This is a genomic window from Streptomyces sp. NPDC018964 (assembly GCF_044390325.1).
Lineage (GTDB): Bacteria > Actinomycetota > Actinomycetes > Streptomycetales > Streptomycetaceae > Streptomyces.
Window position 1 is genome coordinate 35,583 of record NZ_JBIRYZ010000022.1, and the last position, 16,414, is coordinate 51,996.

Here is a 16,414-nt window from a genome sequence, read left to right on the forward strand (position 1 = left end):
TCAGCCGCCCACGTACCAGCTGAACCCGCCGCTGTTCGCGGCGACGATCAGGAGCACGAGCCACAGGACCACGTCGACGATGCCGAGGACGATGCCGGCCTTCGCCATCCCGGCACCGTTCCCGCCCGCCGGCCGGCGGCGGGCGACGGCGCCGAAGACGATGGCCAGTGGGCCCAGGACGATGTTCAGGAGGAACAGTCCGATGATGCCGCAGCACAGGCTCGCGACCGCCAGGCCGTTGGTGCGCGAGCCGGAGGACGCGGCGGAAGAGCTGCCGTAACTCGTCATGGGATTCTCCCGGTTGTCGGTTGCACGGACCGAACGGGCCGTATTTTCCTCACATTTGACTTGCCCGTTCCGAATGCCCCCTCGCCGCGCTCCCATGCGGACCGGCCGGCCGGACGGCGCGCGCCCCGTCAGACCTTCGCCGAGTCCTTGGCCGAGTCCTTCGGGTACGGCGACTCCGCCACCGCCACCGGGGCGGCCGCGGGTCCGCTCTCGCTGATCCCGAACCGGTCGTGGAACCCGCGGAGGAAGGACGGCGCGTACCAGGCCGAGCGGCCGAGCAGGCGCATCGCCGCGGGGACGAGGACGCCGCGTACGGCGATGGCGTCGATGAGGATGGCCAGCCCGCTGCCCAGGCCGAACATCTGCATGAAGCTGATCTGCGAGGTGCCGAAGGCGAAGAAGCTGACCGCGAGCAGGCAGGCCGCCGCGCTGACGATGCGTCCGGTGTGCCCGAGTCCGCCCGCGACGGCGGACTCGTTGTCCTCGCCCGCGTCGTGGAGTTCCTTGATGCGGCTGGTGACGAACACCTCGTAGTCCATCGACAGGCCGAAGGCGATGCAGAACATCAGCACCGTCATCGCCAGCTCCATCGGCTGCGCGGTGAAGCCGAGCAGGGAGGAGAGGTGGCCGTCCTGGAAGATCCAGGTCATGACGCCGAGGGTGGCGCCCAGGCTGATCAGGTTCAGGGCCAGCGCGCGCAGCGGCTGCACCACGCTCCCGGTGAACAGGAAGAGCAGGAGGAAGGTGGTGAGGACGATCAGCGCGACGGCGACCGGGAGCCGGTCGCCGATGGAGTCCTTGGAGTCCACCAGCCGGGCGTCGACGCCGCCCACCAGGGGGTGCGCCCCCGCGGGCGGGGCGACCGCCCTGACGTCCCTCACCAGGTCCTGGGCCTCGTCCGACTTCGGCGTCAGGTCGCTCACCACGGTGATCCGCTGCGCGTCGTCGCGGCCGAGCGCGGGGTCGCCGGGACCGGCCGCCGTGGACCGTCCCCCGGTGTAGCCGCCCGCGCTGGTCTCGACGCGGACGACCCCCTCGATCCCGGACAGCGCGACGGCGTACGCCTCCAGCGGCGCCCCGCCCACCGGTTCGTCGATGACGACGTTCAGGGCCGAGTCCTCGCTGCCGCCGAAGTCCTCCCGCAGGACGGTGGAGACCCGGCGGCTCTCGGCGTCCTCGGGCAGCACGCGTTCGTCCGACGTGCCGAAGGTGATGCCCAGCAGCGGGCTCGCCGCCAGCAGCAGGACCGCGAGCACGGGAAGCGTGGTGAGCGCGGGCCGCCGCATGACGGTGCGGGCCAGCCGCCCCCACAGCGGCGCCCGGCTGCCGGTACGCCCCGGCCTCGCCCACGGCAGCCGCCCGCTGTTGACCCGGTGCCCCAGGACGGCCAGCAGGGCCGGCATGACGAACAGGGTGCCGACGGCGGCGATGGCGACGACCCCGACCCCGGCGAAGCCGAACGAGCGCAGGAAGTACTGCGGGAACACCAGGAGCGCCCCGAGCGCCGCCGCCACGGTCGCGGCGGAGAACGCGACGGTCCGGCCCGCGGTGCTCACCGTGCGCCGGACGGCGTCGTCCACGCTCGCCCCCGTCGCGAGCTGCTCCCGGAAGCGGCTGACCATCAGCAGGGCGTAGTCGATGCCGAGGCCGAGGCCGAGGGCGGTGGTGAGGTTGGTCGCGGTGTCGGCGACGTCGGTGACGCTCGCGAGCAGGGAGAGCTGGGCGAACGAGCCGATGATGGCGATCAGGGCGATGGCCAGCGGCAGCAGGGCGGCGACCACGCTGCCGAAGACGAACAGCAGCAGGACGAGGGTGAGCGGTATGGCGATGGCCTCGGCCAGCACCAGATCGTCGACCACCTGCTTCGACAGTTCGCCGCCCACGGCGGCTCCGCCCCCGGCCCGGACCGTGAGGGCGTTCCCGTACTCCCCGGTGTAGGCGTCGATGATCTCCCGGGCGCTCTCCCGCTGCCGCGTCTCGTCGCCCGTCACATGGGCGAGCACCATGGCCTCGCGGCCGTCCCGGGAGAGGAGGCCGTCGCTGCCCGACTCCCAGTACGAGACGACGTTGGTGAGCCGCTCGTCCTTTTCCAGGTCGGCGGTCAGGGCCTGCCCGCCGCGTCGGGCGTCGGGGGCGTCGACCCGGCCGTCGGAGGCCCGGACCAGCAGGACCAGGTTCGTCTCACCGCCGAACTTCTCGTCGATGACCTTCGCCGCCCGGGTGGAATCCGAGGCGGGGTCGTCGAAGCCGCCACCGAGCAGTTTGCTGAACGCGCCGGCGCCGAGCACGCCCATGAGGGCCACCGCCAGGACGGCGACGACGAGGACCAGCCGGGATCGTCGAATCGTAAATTCGGCCAAACGTTCGAACACGTGCGCTCTCCTCGGTATCGGAAGGAAGGTGAAGACGACGCGTGTCGGCCGGATGCGCGGGGAGCCGGCGCGGTGCCCCGCAGAGGCACCCGCCCCGTGCGGACGGGTGTGTGTCGCACTCCTCGTCGCCGTGAACGACGTTAACGAGAGGACGACTTGTTGAGCAGAAGGAATTTTTTCTGACAGTGTCAGATTTTCCGAACAGGCCACGGACCTCCGTCGTAGAGTCCCCCCATGCCCACAGCCGAACGCCTGACGGCCCCGCTCACACTGCGCCAGCGCCGCCGGGCCGTCGCCACCCGGGAGATCGTGGACGCCGCCGAGCACCACATCGCCGAACACGGCCCCGCGGCCCTGTCCCTGAGAGCGGTCGCCCGGAGCCTCGGCATGAGCGTCCAGGCGCTCTACCACTACTTCCCGAACCGGGACGCCCTCGTCACGGTGCTCATCACCAAGGCGTACGACGACCTGGCCGACGCCGTACGGGCCGCGGTCGACACCGCGCCGGACGACCCGGCGGTACCGCGGTTCGTGACCGCGGCCGAGGGCTACCGCCGCTGGGCCATCGACCACCCCGAACTGTTCCAGCTCCTGTACGGGACACCGCTGCGCGACTACGCGGCACCCGCCGAGGGCCCGACCACCCGCGCGATGCGCCGGATGAGCGAGGTCTTCCAGCGCGTGCTGTTCGACGGGTTCACCGAGGAGCAGCTCGCCGCCGCCGACATCCACACGCTCTCACCCCCGCTCCGGGCGCATCTGGACGCCCTGCCACCGGACGGCGCGCAGGCGCTGCCGGCCCCCGCGAGCGTGCTCATGCTGAGCGGATGGGGCCACATGCACGGCCTCGTCGTCCTGGAGGTGTTCGGCCACACCTCCTTCATGGACGGCCACCAGGCCGAGATCTTCCGCATGGCGATGCGCGACCTCCACGCGGACATCCACCGCCGCATCCCCACGGAGGAGTCCCGCTCCGCGGCCCTCGCCCAGGACCTCGTCCGGGACCGATCCGATCGGGCACAGGATGTCGGGTCGGGGAAGGGGGCCGCTCCCTAACGTGGTGAGCGCGGAAGAGGAAGGAGACCGGGAGTGCTGGAGCGTCTCAACCAGACCCTGGAGCACATCGAGGGCCGTCTCGACCAGCGGATCGACGTGACCGAGCTGGCCCGCACCGCGGCCACCTCGGAGTACCACCTGCGCCGGATGTTCTCCGCGCTCGCGGGCATGCCGCTGTCGGAGTACGTACGACGCCGTCGGCTCACGGTCGCGGGCGCCGAGGTGCTCGCCGGGCGGGAGTCCCTGCTGGAGGTCGCCGTGCGCTACGGCTACGGCTCGGGCGAGGCGTTCGCCCGGGCGTTCCGCGCCATGCACGGCATCGGGCCGGGCGAGGCCCGGCGCACCGGCGCCGCACTCGTCTCCCAGCCCCGGTTGTCCTTCCGCCTCACTGTCGAAGGGAACAGCAGCATGCGCTATCGCGTAGTGGACAAGCCCGGCTTCACCGTCGTCGGACCCAGGGCCCGGGTGCCACTGGTGCACACGGGACCGAACCGGGCGATCATCGACTTCGTCCGCGGGATCGACCCGCGGACCCTGGAACGCCTGGAGAAGCTGTCGGACCAGGAGCCGCAGGGCATCGTCGCGGTCTGCGACGACCTGGACCCGAGCCGCGCCGAGGGCACCGAACTCGACTACTACCACGGGGTGATCACGACGGCGGCCGCCCCGGAGGGCACCACGGCGCTCTCCGTCCCGGCCGGCACCTGGGCGGTCTTCACCACCTCCGGACCGGCCCCGCAGGCCATCCAGGAGCTGTGGCGGGACGTGTTCACCCAGTGGTTCCCGTCCAACCCGTACCGCGGCCGCCCCGGCCCCGAGATCCTGCGCACCACCCTCTCCCCGGACGGGACCGAGGCCGACGCCGAACTGTGGCTCCCGGTGGAACGGGAGCGCGCCTGAAGCCACGGGGACACCGCGGTCGTGCCTCCACGTGCCCTCGACCCGACGGGAATTCCGGCGGCCGGCCGCCGTCACAGGTCCGATGTCAGTGCCTCTTGCCAGCTTGCTCGTCGAGACCGGTCGGAGACCTCCTTGAGGTCCGCGGTGAAGGGGGGTGGGCACAAAGGTCCCCGGGTCCGCCTCGGGACTGTGAGTCCAAGGCCGTGGCACCCACCCTCCTCTTCCTCCCTTTTCAGCCTCGCCCCCGCGTGCGCCGGACGGTTTCCGCGGCCCCGGTCGCGCACGGACGGACGAAGGCGCGAGGCGCGAGGCGCGAGGCACAGGAAAGTGCCGTAGTTCTCGTGGAGTTGAGGAAATGGCCATGTGAGTCACGGGTGGCGGATGGACAGTGCGTACTCGGTCCATGCCCGTCACACGAGGAGTCACCCCCCGATGCCGAGCACCACGCTCACCGAGGCCCGTACCGTCCCGGCGAGCGGCAGATCCGCACCGCGCGCAAGTCACCCCCCGGACCGTCGTGCTCTTCGGCGACTCCCACGCGGCCCAGTGGTTCCCGGCCCTGCGGCGGCTCGCGACGGTGCGCGGATGGAAGCTGGTCTCCCTGACGAAGGCCTCCTGCAAAGTCGCCGACGTGACCATCCTCAACGACCACGGGCCGTACACGGTCTGCGACACCTGGCGTTCCCGCGCCGTCGCGAAGATCGACGCCCTGCGTCCGGAACTGGTCGTCGTCTCCTCCTCGGACGCGGGCGACCCCGCCCGGCCCGCCGCCGACCCCCTCCAGCAGTGGACCACCGGCTTCGAGGACACCTTCCGGGACCTCGGCACCTCCGGCGCCCACGTCGCCGTCCTGCTCGACACCCCGTGGCCCAAGGGCGACCCGGTCGACTGCGCCGCCAAGAACTCCCTGCACCTGCGCGCCTGCGCGAACCACCTGCCGGACGCGACCTACGACGCGACCCGCCACACCGCCGTCCGCGGCGCCGCCGCCGCGACCGGCGCCTCGGTCATCGACCCCGGCTCCTGGGTCTGCGCCCCCCGCACCGGCATCTGCCCCGTCGTCGTCGGCGACACCGCCGTCCACCGCGACGAGAGCCACCTCTCCGAGGCCTACGCCGAGGCCCTCACCCCGGTCCTCGCCCCCGCACTGGACCGCCTCCTCGGCACGGACTGAACACACCGGACGCCCACCCCACCGCCGGACGCGAACGGCACGCGCACCCCGCCCCCGGGACTGGGCGACACCCGAACCCCTGCCACACACGAACGGCCCACGGCATGGAGAGCGGAACCCACCCGAACCTCCCCGCACACCGATGAACGAGACGGAAACCGGGACCTCACGTCGAGAGACGGCCCCACGGCAGCCCGACCCCTCACGACGACGGGTTGCTCACCCGTCGCGCCATCGGTCGGTGAGTTCGTGCCGACCGAGTCCGTGCCCGGCGGTCAGGGCCGCGACGTCGACTCCTCGCCCGGTGAGAGCCTCGTCGACGTACAGGCAGAGCCGCTCGCGCTCGTCGGTCCCTCAACCATGAGCCGGACCGTACGGCACGAGTCCGACAGCGCGCCGAACCGGGCGAACGGTGCCCTCGCCGTCTCCTCAGGCCGGTCCCTCTTCGCGATGGTTCCCCGCTGTCTCCCGCTCGATCCGGTGCGCTCGCGGTGAGGCTTCCACGGTGCGGGAGAGCACGCCATCGGCTGCCGGCTCGGACGCGTGCAGGGCGACGAGCTCCTGCAGGTCGTTCGCGACCATGACCTGTGCGAGGCGTCCGGCGATCGCCACGACCTCGGGCCACGCTCTCGAGGCGAGGTGTTCTTCGTCGGTGTCATGGGGCGCTTCGTCCGTGGCCGCGTTGAGTGCGGCGCCGAGCTGCCGCATGAGGACGACCTCTTCCCGGGTCCTCAGGCTGGTGCCCAGGTAGCTCTCGGGGTTGTCGGCGTCGCAGAAGTCGTCGAAGAGCGTGTGGAAGACATGGTCCAGGTTCTCGAACGCCGACGGGTCCAGCCATACGTCCCGCTGCCACGGAGGGTTGGCCAGGGCCAGGACGGCCGGGACGAGGTGGACCCGGAAGTTCGCCAGGCGTCGGTCGTCTTCCTTCACGCGTCGGAGGGTAACAGCGGCTTGCGGGACGAGACCGTCACCGGGACGCCGCCCATTTCCCCGGCACCAGGATCCGCAAGGACGGGATGGGCGGCCCCGGCCGGGAAATACGGCTCCCGCGCGGACGCCGGTGACACGCCCGGGGCACGGCATCCGGAACGACAAGAGCCGGCCCAGGAGGAAACCCCTCCTCAGCCGGCCCTTCTCTCCATACCCCCGGCAGGATCCGAACCCGCGACACCCGCTTCAGGAGTTCGATCACCGACCGCCTGCGAGGGCCGCGTCCGCGCTCGCGCACGTCACCGGTGGGCGTCCGGGTGCGCTGGGGCATGCCCTCGTCGATGTCAGGCGGGGATGCCGGCTCCTGCGCTGAGCCTGCGGCTAGTCGCCCGAGTGGCCCCAGAAGTAGATCTCTTGGGGGTGGCCTTCGTCGTCGTGCAGCACCGCGCATCGTCCGATCCACCGTGACCGGGGGAAGACGTCGAAGTCCTTGACGTGCGCACGGGTCAGCTTGTCGGTACCCAGCAACGTACGCGCTTCCTCAGCCGTCACAGGTTCCACGGTGCTGTAGTCCGGGGTCTCGTCAGGCTCCACGACGTGGAAGACGTCCAGGATCGAGTGTGTGCCGGTCTCTTGGACCAACTCGTCCTCCCACAGTTCCTCCAGCGACTGCGGTCGCGGCTCCCGCTCCGCCTCCGGCCGCCAGTCGCCGCCATTGACCCAGTAGTAGTCCCCAGCTTCGAACACCTCGCGCCGCAACTGCTGAAGCGCAGCGTTCAGGTCCTCCTGGTACGGCACGTAGTACTCCCACCCCGAAGCCCCCATCAGCCCTCATCTCCCGTCCGTTTCTTGATAGGGCGGAAGTTAGCAACCGGGTCCGACATCCAAGCCCTCAGCTGGGGAAGCTCGGGTCTCGTTGGTGGTGGTCGCTGTGCTGAGCTGCGACGAAGCGACAAGGGGCATGCCTGACTGCCGCCCCGATTCCCGCCCCTTCCGCCGACCCACGGACCTGACGAAGCCCACGGCTCCGACCAGTTCAGATGCCGTGGGCTCCGGACCATGGACCATTGGCGACAGACCGGTGAATGCCTCGGTGGCAGGTACTTCTACGCCTGGGATGAGCTGATCGTCCGCGACCGGGGCATCCCCGGGATGGTGGACGTCGTCGACGACCTTGTTCGGAGCGGTGACCACAGAAGTGTCTTCCTCGACGTTGATCCGGAAGACACGGGTCTTCGCCGTCGCCGGCTCCATCGCGCCGCGCTACCGGCTACTCGTGCTCCTGGCGGCCTTCACCACCCTGCGGTTCGGGGAACTGGCGGCCCTGCGGCGCCGGGACATCGACCCGGAGGGGCTGACCGTCACCGTGCGCCGTGCTCAGGCCGAACTGCAGGACGGCCGGCTCTTCGACAAGGCACCGAAATCCGCGGCCGGCGTGCGCTCCGTCTCCTTCCCGGCCGAGCTCCTCAACGCGGTAACGCACCACCTGGAGCGCTTCTCCATTCCCGGCCGCGACGGACACGTCTTCGTCGGGCCACAGGGCGGGCAGCTCCGGCGGAGCAACTTCCGGGACGACTGGGTCAAGGCCCGGAAGGCCGCCGGCGTCACGGCCGAGCTGCACTTCCACGATCTGCGGCACACGGGCGACACGCTGGCCTCGACAGCTGGCGCCAGCACTTGTGAGCTGATGACGCGCATGGGGCACAGCAGCTCGCGCGCGGCGCTGATCTACCAGCACATGACCAGCAACCGTGACCGGGCCATCGCTGATCGGCTCGGGGCCATGATCCGCGAGGGTGGGGGAGAGGCCGCTGGCTAGGCGCCGTCCGGAGTGAAGCGCCCCGTTCAGAGTTCCTCGGCGCCCAGGTAGTGGTGGCGAAGTTCGCTGAGTATGCGCTCGTCGACAGCCCTGACATCCCACAAGGAGCTGTCGAATTCGGTCAGGACGAGCACCAGCTTGTCCTTAGCGAACCCACGTGCTTCGGCGTTGACCAACTGAAGGAAGGGGGTCGTCAACGACAACAGTGTCAACGTGTCCATACCTGCGTCGGCGGACCTTCTCTCCATCTCGACACAGCGGGGATCGACGATCTCGTCGAATTCGACACGCCACGTCAGGTCCAGACCGAAGCTGCCGAGGCGAACCAGTAGCTCAGCCAGGGTCACATAGTGCTTTCCGTGCCAGGCAGGAAACGTGATCCCCTTCATCCCTGCCTCTGCTTCGGCTGCATCGCGTGACATGAGACCCCCTTCGTTCAGCGAACACCAGGCCACGGCCCTGATCAGCTCATACGACCCATCGGACGACCCTCAGGGGATGTGGACTCCGCGTGGACTCTAGTGGCACGCGTGTGGCACGACCCCGAACACGACGAAGGGCCAGCCTGGGAGGGAAACCCTCCTGAGCTGGCCCTTCTCTCTGTGCCCCCGGCAGGATTCGAACCTGCGACACCCGCTTGGGGAGTTCGATCCGTTCCTCTCCCTGCCGCCATTGCTCACTGGCACGGCGATCGGAAAGGAGTGCTGAGGTACGACTCCGTCCGGCGTCGTTGATGTCAGTCGTGGATGTCAAAGACCTTTTGGTCCGTCGCTCCAGCGGATCGATCAGCGAAGGCCATACCCGGCCGCTACGGCCGAAGGTCTGTCGGCGCAAGCCTTCGACCGCCATGTGTCACCTGGTAGCACCCGGTGCTACCTTGGTTGATATGAGCGTTCAGCCCGAAATCACCCAACGGGATCTACGCAGCCGGTCCCGAGAGATCATGGATGCCGTACAGGGCGGTCAGTCGTTCACCGTCACCCGCGACGGACATCCGATCGGCCAGCTCGTCCCGCTGCGTCGACGCCGTCGGTTCGTCTCCCGCCAGGAGTTCGCCGCGATGTCCAAGAGTGCTCCCGGTATCGACCTCGACAGGTTCCGCGCCGACCAGGACGCCACGGCCGACACCTACTCGGACGATCCCTATGACCGCTGACCGCCCGACGCATCAGCAGGGCCTCCTCGACACCAACATCATGATTCTGCGCCGCTGGGTGGCCCCCGAGGAGCTACCGGACGAAATGGCGATCACCGCCATCACCCTGGCCGAGTTGTCCGCCGGTCCGCACGAGGTCCGTCGCAACGACGAACAGAGCAGTTACGACGAACACGCCGAACGCGCCCGCAGGCTCGACGTCCTGCAACGCGCCGAGAACGAGTTCGACCCCATCCCCTTCGACGCCGAAGCGGCCCGCATCTACGGCCGTATCTGTGCCGCAGTGATCGGCGCCGGCCGCAAGCCGCGCCGCCGGGTGGCCGATCTGATGATCGCTGCCATCGCCGTGGCGGAGAACCTCCCCCTCTTCACCACCAACCCCGACGACTTCAAAGGGCTGGACGACCTCCTCACCGTCGTGCCGGTTACCCGCCCGAGGGTGCCCCACGAAGGCTGACGGCAGGGCACTGGTGCGGTGGGAGCACGCTGGGGTACGGACGTGATCACGGCGCAGGGCCGGTTCGAAGGATCAAGCCCTTCGAACCGGCCCTGCGCCGTGTGCCCCGGCAGGATTCGAACCTGCGACACCCGCTTCAGGAGTTCGATCACTTCATGGCACTGCCCGGGAGCCGCCTGGCCACGCCGGCCGTGCCAGACCGCCTGAGAGTGCTGGCGTCCGGCGCCGTTGATGTCACTCGTGGATGTCAGAACGGGACCACCGCGTGCGCTCGCTGACACGATGGTCCCGTGGTTGACCTGGAGCGCATCAAGGCAGAGACCGTGGTGTACTTCCGAGCACTCGATGAAGCCGCCACCCATCGGCATCACTTCCGCCACGCTGACGAGGAGGGGGGCTTGTGGTACATCGAGGCGGTACGCGACCGCGGCGAGTTGATCGTGATCAAGCAAGCCGAGCTGACTTCGGCCGGCCAACTCCACCGGTACGGCTGGGAGCACCTGGAGGACGAGCACGGCTTCCTGACAGACCAGGCGATCAATCCTGAAGAGGACCCGCTGGAGGCCATCCCGGCCGAAGAGTTCCTGCGGGTGTGGACGCAGTGAACAGCGTCTGATCCCGCACCGTGGTGCAGTCCTGCGAAGCCGACTCGGGGAGGCACGCACGTGGTGAATGCGTGCCGGTGGGTGCCGTCCGGTGAAGGCGCGGGTTGCCCGGCGGAAGCCGGCGAGCAACCCGAGCGAGGTGCACGTGTCCCGTCAGACCTTCTCGACCCGTACGGGGCGGCCTGCGAGAAGCTGGTTCAGATCGTCGGTGTCCGAGGTGAAGACGGTCGCCTGGGCTGCCCGCTCGGCTTCCCGTGCGGCCACGGCTGCCAGAACGGCATCGATGGCGTACTTGTGCCCGTGCAGACCGGCGGTCTTCAACATGTCCCGTGCCGTGGCGATCACCCGGTCGTCCGTATGCACGATGCGGATCCGGGACAGCGTCCAGTTCCACAGTGCCTGCCTCGACGTTTCGCGAGGATCCCATGCCTCCAAGGTGGTGAGGGCCGAGGTGACGATGGGGATGTCGAGCCGCGGAGCCGCCTTGATCAGCGCGACCATCTCCCGATCTCCTTGAATCGCCTTGGAAAGGGCCTCGGAGTCGAACACGAAGACGCGTTGTCGTGGCTGGTGCAGCTTCGCTCGGACGGCGCGGCTCATGCGGCCGCACCGGGGCGCGATCGCCGCTCGTCATGCCAACCGTCGATGGCGGCGATGCGGTCCAGCGCTGCCTGCTGCTCGTCGTCCGTCACCGGCCCGTGCTCCTCCTCAAAGCGTTCGGCCAGCTCGCGCAACCGGTCCATGGCGTCCTGATGGGCGGCGGCGGCCGCGATGTAGCCGGACACCCCTCGTGCGTCGACACGCTCCTTGATCGATTCGACAAGCTCTTCCGGCACGGTGATGGTGATCTTCCGAGTTGCCATACTTGAAGTATGCCACGGTCTGTGTCAGGAGACCTGACTTTCTCCGCGGCCCAGCCCAGAAGTCCCTGTCGTCATCCTCGTTCAGGGCACCGCCTCTCCAGGTCACCGCCAGGCGATCAGAGGTATCAGGTCCTCCGGGTGATCGACGAAGGGCGATCTCTGGCGTTCCTCCCGATGGCTCGGGCGCGTACCCGCGGACGACGTGGCGACAGCCGTCCTGCGCGGTCCTCGAAACGACGAAGGGCCGGCCCCGGAGAAAAACTCTCTCGAACCGGCCCTTCTCGCTGTGCCCCCGGCAGGATTCGAACCTGCGACACCCGCTTTAGGAGAGAGGCGGGGTAACCTCGCGCCTGAGCTGTGGCTTTGCTGGGCGAGGAAGCAAGCGGCTACTCGACCACAGGACACCGGTGTTGACCGTGGCTGACCCCTGCATCTGGCACGGTTGTGGCACGAACCTCAGCCGACGGTAGCCAGCCACGACGGCGAGTGCGCCGACCGATCAGGCGCGTGTGCCTCGCTGTACCCCCACTGGCCTCCACCACGCTGCCAGTAAGCCGACACTGGCCAACTGATTCCGTGCCTCTTCGCTCCGGCCGTACATCGCCCACCTTCTGCGTTCGTGGTCCAGGTGCCCGTGTCACCACCGGTCGTTGATCTCCCACCAACCGGGGGACGTCGTCGGCAGTGGCCCCGGGGGTTTCAATGCCAGGCCCTGCCGAGCTCGGCGTGCCGCAGCCTGCTCGGCGAGCCGTTTGGCTAACCGGCGTCTGGCCGCGCTTGCTTCTTTACGTGCCTGTTCGAGGTAAGCGTCAGACTCGCGGGGTTCTCGCAGCGCGCGAACGCATGGCCGACAGTAGACACCTTCTACGTAGGGTGTCCGGCGCGCTTCATTTGTGCATCCTCGGCCTGTGCACTTTGGCATGTGCCCCCCTGTCCGTGTGGCTTGCACAGCACGGGAGTTACCCCCGCTGCTCCAGCCCGGGCTGGTTCCGGAATTGATGCTCGTCGGCCAGTCGATTGCGTAGCCGGCACGAAGTAGCTGCAATTCGATCTTGTAGTGCCTCGCTGTACGATCTGCTGCAGCTTTTGCCTCTCCTGCTCAGTCAGCCCGCAGATCTTAACCGGTGGTGCCACCTCAGCCACCTGGATGGAGCTCTCTGCCCAACCAGCACAACGAGTAAACCCCGTGAACCTTCCCGGCCCACAGCACTGGTGGAGCGGCTGTGCTTGCACATGGCTCCGTGGGGCCCTTCGGTCTCCGGCAACGCCGCTGGTCGGCGCCACGTATGCGACCGGGTGAGTCGGCCCTGTCCACGGCAGATTGAACGCACGTCCCCGGCCTCCCACGTGTACCTCTCGAGAGCGATAGAACTGCGCCCCAAGCGCCAACTACTCCAACTGGGATACCAGGGCTCCGGCGTAGATCGAGAAGCTTGCCGCCGCCATCAGTAGTTCAACCTCCGCGTCGTAGACGTTTCCCGGGACGTATGCGCTGATCTCTTCGAGATCAATCCCGGCGCCGCGCGCTTGCGTGTGAAGAAGTCCTGCATCTGCGCTTCTGCCGTCAGGACTGGCCACAGCACCACAGAGCGCGAGAGTGGATGCCGTTACGTTGATGGCCTCCTCCTGAACCCCCCGGATGAGCTGCTTGGCGCCGTCGATGACCCAGTTGTCGAGTACCGTCTCGTAGCCGACTCCGCGGGCCTCCGCCACCACGTGGGCCCATAGCAGCGTTAGGGAGTGGAAGAGGTAGATCATCGCCTCATGCATCAGCAGCGGGGACTTGCCGTCCCGCCGATGTTCCCAATGCCTATGCCGTTTACGGTCGCTGAGGTGAACACTCATGCGCCGGTAGTGCTCAACGGCAGTCCAGGCCATCGGTCGATTGCAGTCGGTAGACCCATCACCAGCTGCGGCCAAGATGCGTAGAACCATCCCCCAGGCATGAGGGTCCTCATCCAGATCATGAAGTCGAGGGATCAGGTTCTCCGAGGGCCAGACAGGGTGGACCTGCCGGCACACAATGCAGGTGGCATCGCCGGGGATCGAGAACCCTCTGACGGTCATCGTGATGGGCATGTTGCTTCGTACCACGACTGGACCGGTGACGGGCAGCCGCTGGCAGGGAAGGACTCAACCTATGCCGAGCGCTTAGAAGATGTGGGCACACCCCAGCAGGCTGGACCAGCGGGTCCGCAGGGACAGGCTGCTGAGTGTTGTCGGCGTCCGCGCTCGTTGCCGTCAGCGTTGCCGTCACTGCCGTCTGACCCTCGATACGTGACCACCGCCTTACAAGTTCGCTCTCCGCCTGATCCGGCGAGGGCTCGCCTCGTGCACCGGTGCTGCACGCGGTTGCTGGTTGTCGCTGCCGTCCGCGGTCGTTGATGTCAGCGGTGGATGTCAGCGGAACAGCTCCGGCAGCGGCAGGCCTCCAAGGTTCACCCGGCCGGTCGGCCCAGCCCGACCAGGCGTGACGAGCACGGGGGTGTGACCCGGCGCTTAGAAGATGCGGGCGCGCCTTGGTGGGTCGGTCAGATCGTCTCGTGCCGCCACCATGTCGGGCCGCCGAGTGCCGCTGCCGTTCGCCGTCGTTGCCGTCAGCACTGCCGTCACTGCCATTGCTGCGTCGGCAGAGCCGGCGTCTCGGCCGTCGCCACGCTCGCCCGCTGCAACTGGGCCCGCGACACGGGCAAGTGCACCTATCATTTCAGCGCGGGGTGATGGGGATGGGGGACAGGGGAAGCCGTGGAAGATCTGTCAGCACGGCTTGACACTGCGCTTAAGGCGCTGGTCGATGATCAAGAATTCTCAGAGATACCCGACGTAGCTCTGTACGCTGACGTCCAAGACCAGTGGCATAAGGGGTATCGCGAAGCGTTAGAGCGCTCGATCCTGGAGGGCGACTACGGCCCTCGCCACACAGAGATCGTCGACTACCCCAAGAACGCGATATCTGTGAGGCCTCTCGCGAGATTTTCGGCTAGGGATAGGTTGATCTACGACTCCCTCGTATTTGATCTTGCGGAAGAAGTGGATCGGCACAGGCACCAGTCTGTATACAGCTATCGCTGGAACCACAAGACGGGCGCACTAATATTCTGGAGCTACTCATGGAAACTCATGAGGCGCAATGCACTACGAACATTGAAACGCAATCACAGATTTCACATGGCGACTCTTGACGTTTCCTCGTTCTATGAGCATATCGACGTGGAGTTGCTGTCGGAAGACCTCGGCATCATGGTCTCCAACGAACTAGCAGTGAGTAGGGTTTCCGTCTTTCTCCGCAAGTTCCAGAACATCAACCACGCCTGGGGGCTACCTCAGGGGTCAGACGCCTCTGGGATACTGGCTAACGCCTACTTGGCTTCGGTAGATCAGTTTCTGTCTCGCAACCGAATTCCCTTCTTCCGTTACTCGGATGACATTTCAGTCTTCGATGAAAGCTGGAACTCTCTACGAGATGTCCTCGTGGACGTCAACAAGATATTTCGTGCCAGAAAGCTGTCTATGGCGGGACATAAGACTGGCATCGTAGACTACGATACGGCTTACGACCGTCTGAAAAATGCTCGCGAGTCGTCCATCGATCACGCGGTATTTGTAGGTGATCCCGAAGTAGTCCACGAAATTCGGGATTACTTTGATGAGATCTGCGAAGAACCCGAGATCGACATCCGTCGTCTGAAGTACGCGTTGAACAAGTTGCGAAGACAGGGCGACGATTACGCGGTCAGTTGGTGCCTCAATAACCTTCGCTACATCGCACACGTATCTAAGGAGATCTTCGCCTACTTCGCAGTTTGCGGGCACCGCCTGCCGGAGATCCGGAGAAAACTAACTGACTTCATGCATTCGTCCGCGAGTCCAAGCTATCCATACATTGAGCAGCGGATCCTTCGCTACTTCATTCGCATGAACGAAGAAAGTGAATACATGAAGGAGGCCGCCTGGAACATCCTCTATGACAGGAACCGTGAGGAGTTCCCTCGCGAATTCGCTGCCCGCTATCTCGGTCGGTGTGCTTCGGTAGCTGAATCTCAATTACTTCGGCATGAATTCGAACGAGAGCCTAGCGAAGCCATGCGTAGAGCTCTCCTCCTAGCGTTGTACGAATCCGCGTACCTTTCCGAGCGATATCGCCGTGATGTTCACCATTCTTTTCCAGGCCTAAAATGGCTTTGTGCATACTTGGAACAGAACCCTAAGGTGCCAACATCACGAGAAGAGATGAGATGAACCCGGACCAGTTCACTGCGGTTAAGCGAGAGCTTGAGCGGCTTGAGGAAAACTGCCTCTACAGCGCTCAAGCATACTTCGAGGCGGCAAAGCAGGCAGAACTATGGGGACGCTTTATGGTGTTCATTCCTGCATGCGTTGCTGCCGTGTCGGGATTCATGTCGGCGACTACCAAGCAAGATTTCTGGGGTGCGGTATCAGCAGTGGCAGGAGCAGTTGCTGCCACCGCTTCATTCCTGGGGACAACCAAGAAGGCTGCCGACTATCAAATTTCCGCTCGCTCGTACACCGCACTGCGGCATCGCCTCCGATTGGAGATAGGTCTTCTTTCTGAGGGCGGTGAATTCAACGCGGCGGAAGAAATGCTCCGAAGGCATAGCGCTACCTACACACAGATCGTCGAGAACGACGTTCCCGTGCCGAACCGTTCGTTCAATATAGCTCGTGAACGAATTAGGCAAGGTCTGGCTTCTTAGGGTCTAGAGAGACTGAAAGATTAAACGCCGGCCTGCGATTGTGCCCACCTACATTTACATGGCCCATTGGAGCGCTGGC

General features: G+C 66.6%; 17 protein-coding genes. 9 read left to right on the plus strand and 8 right to left on the minus strand.

The window, feature by feature from the left end; genetic code table 11:
- The gene (locus ACH5AO_RS28545) at window positions 1-288 is read right to left on the minus strand and encodes a DUF4190 domain-containing protein (RefSeq protein WP_398929561.1); all 288 of its coding nucleotides are present in this window, start codon (window positions 286-288) and stop codon (window positions 1-3) included.
- Window positions 289-416: 128 nt separating this feature from the next.
- Window positions 417-2,660, minus strand: a complete 2,244-nt coding sequence (locus ACH5AO_RS28550; protein WP_398929563.1) for an MMPL family transporter — start codon at window positions 2,658-2,660, stop codon at window positions 417-419.
- Window positions 2,661-2,894: 234 nt separating this feature from the next.
- Here ACH5AO_RS28550 and ACH5AO_RS28555 point away from each other — a divergent pair, with 234 nt between their 5' ends.
- From ACH5AO_RS28555 to ACH5AO_RS28565, 3 genes are all read left to right on the plus strand, one after another.
- Complete coding sequence (locus ACH5AO_RS28555) at window positions 2,895-3,716, plus strand: TetR/AcrR family transcriptional regulator (protein WP_398929565.1); 822 nt, start codon at window positions 2,895-2,897, stop codon at window positions 3,714-3,716.
- A gap of 33 nt (window positions 3,717-3,749) precedes the next feature.
- A complete protein-coding gene (locus tag ACH5AO_RS28560; protein ID WP_398929567.1) occupies window positions 3,750-4,616 on the plus strand; it encodes a GyrI-like domain-containing protein in 867 nt (288 codons plus the stop codon).
- A 403-nt stretch (window positions 4,617-5,019) separates the two neighbouring features.
- Window positions 5,020-5,790, plus strand: coding sequence for an SGNH hydrolase domain-containing protein (locus tag ACH5AO_RS28565; RefSeq protein ID WP_398929569.1), 771 nt, complete (start codon window positions 5,020-5,022; stop codon window positions 5,788-5,790).
- Window positions 5,791-6,219: 429 nt separating this feature from the next.
- Here the strand turns inward: ACH5AO_RS28565 and ACH5AO_RS28570 are convergent, their stop codons facing one another.
- Together ACH5AO_RS28570 and ACH5AO_RS28575 are read right to left on the minus strand one after the other, a co-directional pair.
- Window positions 6,220-6,720 carry a hypothetical protein gene (locus ACH5AO_RS28570; protein ID WP_398929571.1) on the minus strand — a complete coding sequence of 167 codons (501 nt, stop codon included), beginning with the start codon at window positions 6,718-6,720 and terminating at the stop codon, window positions 6,220-6,222.
- Window positions 6,721-7,101: 381 nt separating this feature from the next.
- Entirely contained in the window at window positions 7,102-7,545 is a 444-nt protein-coding gene (locus tag ACH5AO_RS28575; RefSeq protein ID WP_398929573.1) for a hypothetical protein, read from the minus strand.
- A gap of 388 nt (window positions 7,546-7,933) precedes the next feature.
- Here ACH5AO_RS28575 and ACH5AO_RS28580 point away from each other — a divergent pair, with 388 nt between their 5' ends.
- Window positions 7,934-8,539, plus strand: a complete 606-nt coding sequence (locus tag ACH5AO_RS28580) for a tyrosine-type recombinase/integrase (protein ID WP_398929575.1) — start codon at window positions 7,934-7,936, stop codon at window positions 8,537-8,539.
- A gap of 26 nt (window positions 8,540-8,565) precedes the next feature.
- Here the strand turns inward: ACH5AO_RS28580 and ACH5AO_RS28585 are convergent, their stop codons facing one another.
- A complete protein-coding gene (locus ACH5AO_RS28585; protein ID WP_398929577.1) occupies window positions 8,566-8,961 on the minus strand; it encodes a hypothetical protein in 396 nt (131 codons plus the stop codon).
- 464 nt (window positions 8,962-9,425) lie between these two features.
- On the opposite strand from ACH5AO_RS28585, the gene ACH5AO_RS28590 reads away from it, so the two are divergent.
- The 3 genes from ACH5AO_RS28590 (at window position 9,426) to ACH5AO_RS28600 (ending at window position 10,757) form a co-directional block, all read left to right on the plus strand.
- Window positions 9,426-9,695: a type II toxin-antitoxin system Phd/YefM family antitoxin gene (locus tag ACH5AO_RS28590; RefSeq protein ID WP_398929578.1), complete on the plus strand. Its 270-nt coding sequence runs from the start codon at window positions 9,426-9,428 to the stop codon at window positions 9,693-9,695.
- Window positions 9,685-10,152 carry a type II toxin-antitoxin system VapC family toxin gene (locus ACH5AO_RS28595; protein ID WP_398929580.1) on the plus strand — a complete coding sequence of 156 codons (468 nt, stop codon included), beginning with the start codon at window positions 9,685-9,687 and terminating at the stop codon, window positions 10,150-10,152. Before ACH5AO_RS28590 ends, ACH5AO_RS28595 begins: the two co-directional genes overlap by 11 nt.
- 290 nt (window positions 10,153-10,442) lie before the next feature.
- A complete protein-coding gene (locus ACH5AO_RS28600) occupies window positions 10,443-10,757 on the plus strand; it encodes a hypothetical protein (protein ID WP_398929582.1) in 315 nt (104 codons plus the stop codon).
- A 153-nt stretch (window positions 10,758-10,910) separates the two neighbouring features.
- Here the strand turns inward: ACH5AO_RS28600 and ACH5AO_RS28605 are convergent, their stop codons facing one another.
- From ACH5AO_RS28605 to ACH5AO_RS28615, 3 genes are all read right to left on the minus strand, one after another.
- On the minus strand, window positions 10,911-11,357 hold the full coding sequence (locus ACH5AO_RS28605; RefSeq protein ID WP_398929584.1) for a hypothetical protein: 447 nt from the start codon (window positions 11,355-11,357) through the stop codon (window positions 10,911-10,913).
- On the minus strand, window positions 11,354-11,620 hold the full coding sequence (locus tag ACH5AO_RS28610) for a hypothetical protein (RefSeq protein WP_193474364.1): 267 nt from the start codon (window positions 11,618-11,620) through the stop codon (window positions 11,354-11,356). The genes ACH5AO_RS28605 and ACH5AO_RS28610 overlap by 4 nt, the downstream gene beginning before the upstream one ends.
- Before the next feature lie 1,389 nt (window positions 11,621-13,009).
- Window positions 13,010-13,699, minus strand: coding sequence for a hypothetical protein (locus tag ACH5AO_RS28615; protein ID WP_398929587.1), 690 nt, complete (start codon window positions 13,697-13,699; stop codon window positions 13,010-13,012).
- A 666-nt stretch (window positions 13,700-14,365) separates the two neighbouring features.
- Here ACH5AO_RS28615 and ACH5AO_RS28620 point away from each other — a divergent pair.
- The gene (locus ACH5AO_RS28620) at window positions 14,366-15,859 is read left to right on the plus strand and encodes a reverse transcriptase domain-containing protein (protein ID WP_398929588.1); all 1,494 of its coding nucleotides are present in this window, start codon (window positions 14,366-14,368) and stop codon (window positions 15,857-15,859) included.
- Entirely contained in the window at window positions 15,856-16,335 is a 480-nt protein-coding gene (locus tag ACH5AO_RS28625) for a hypothetical protein (RefSeq protein ID WP_398929590.1), read from the plus strand. Before ACH5AO_RS28620 ends, ACH5AO_RS28625 begins: the two co-directional genes overlap by 4 nt.
- The last annotated feature ends 79 nt before the right edge of the window (window positions 16,336-16,414 follow it).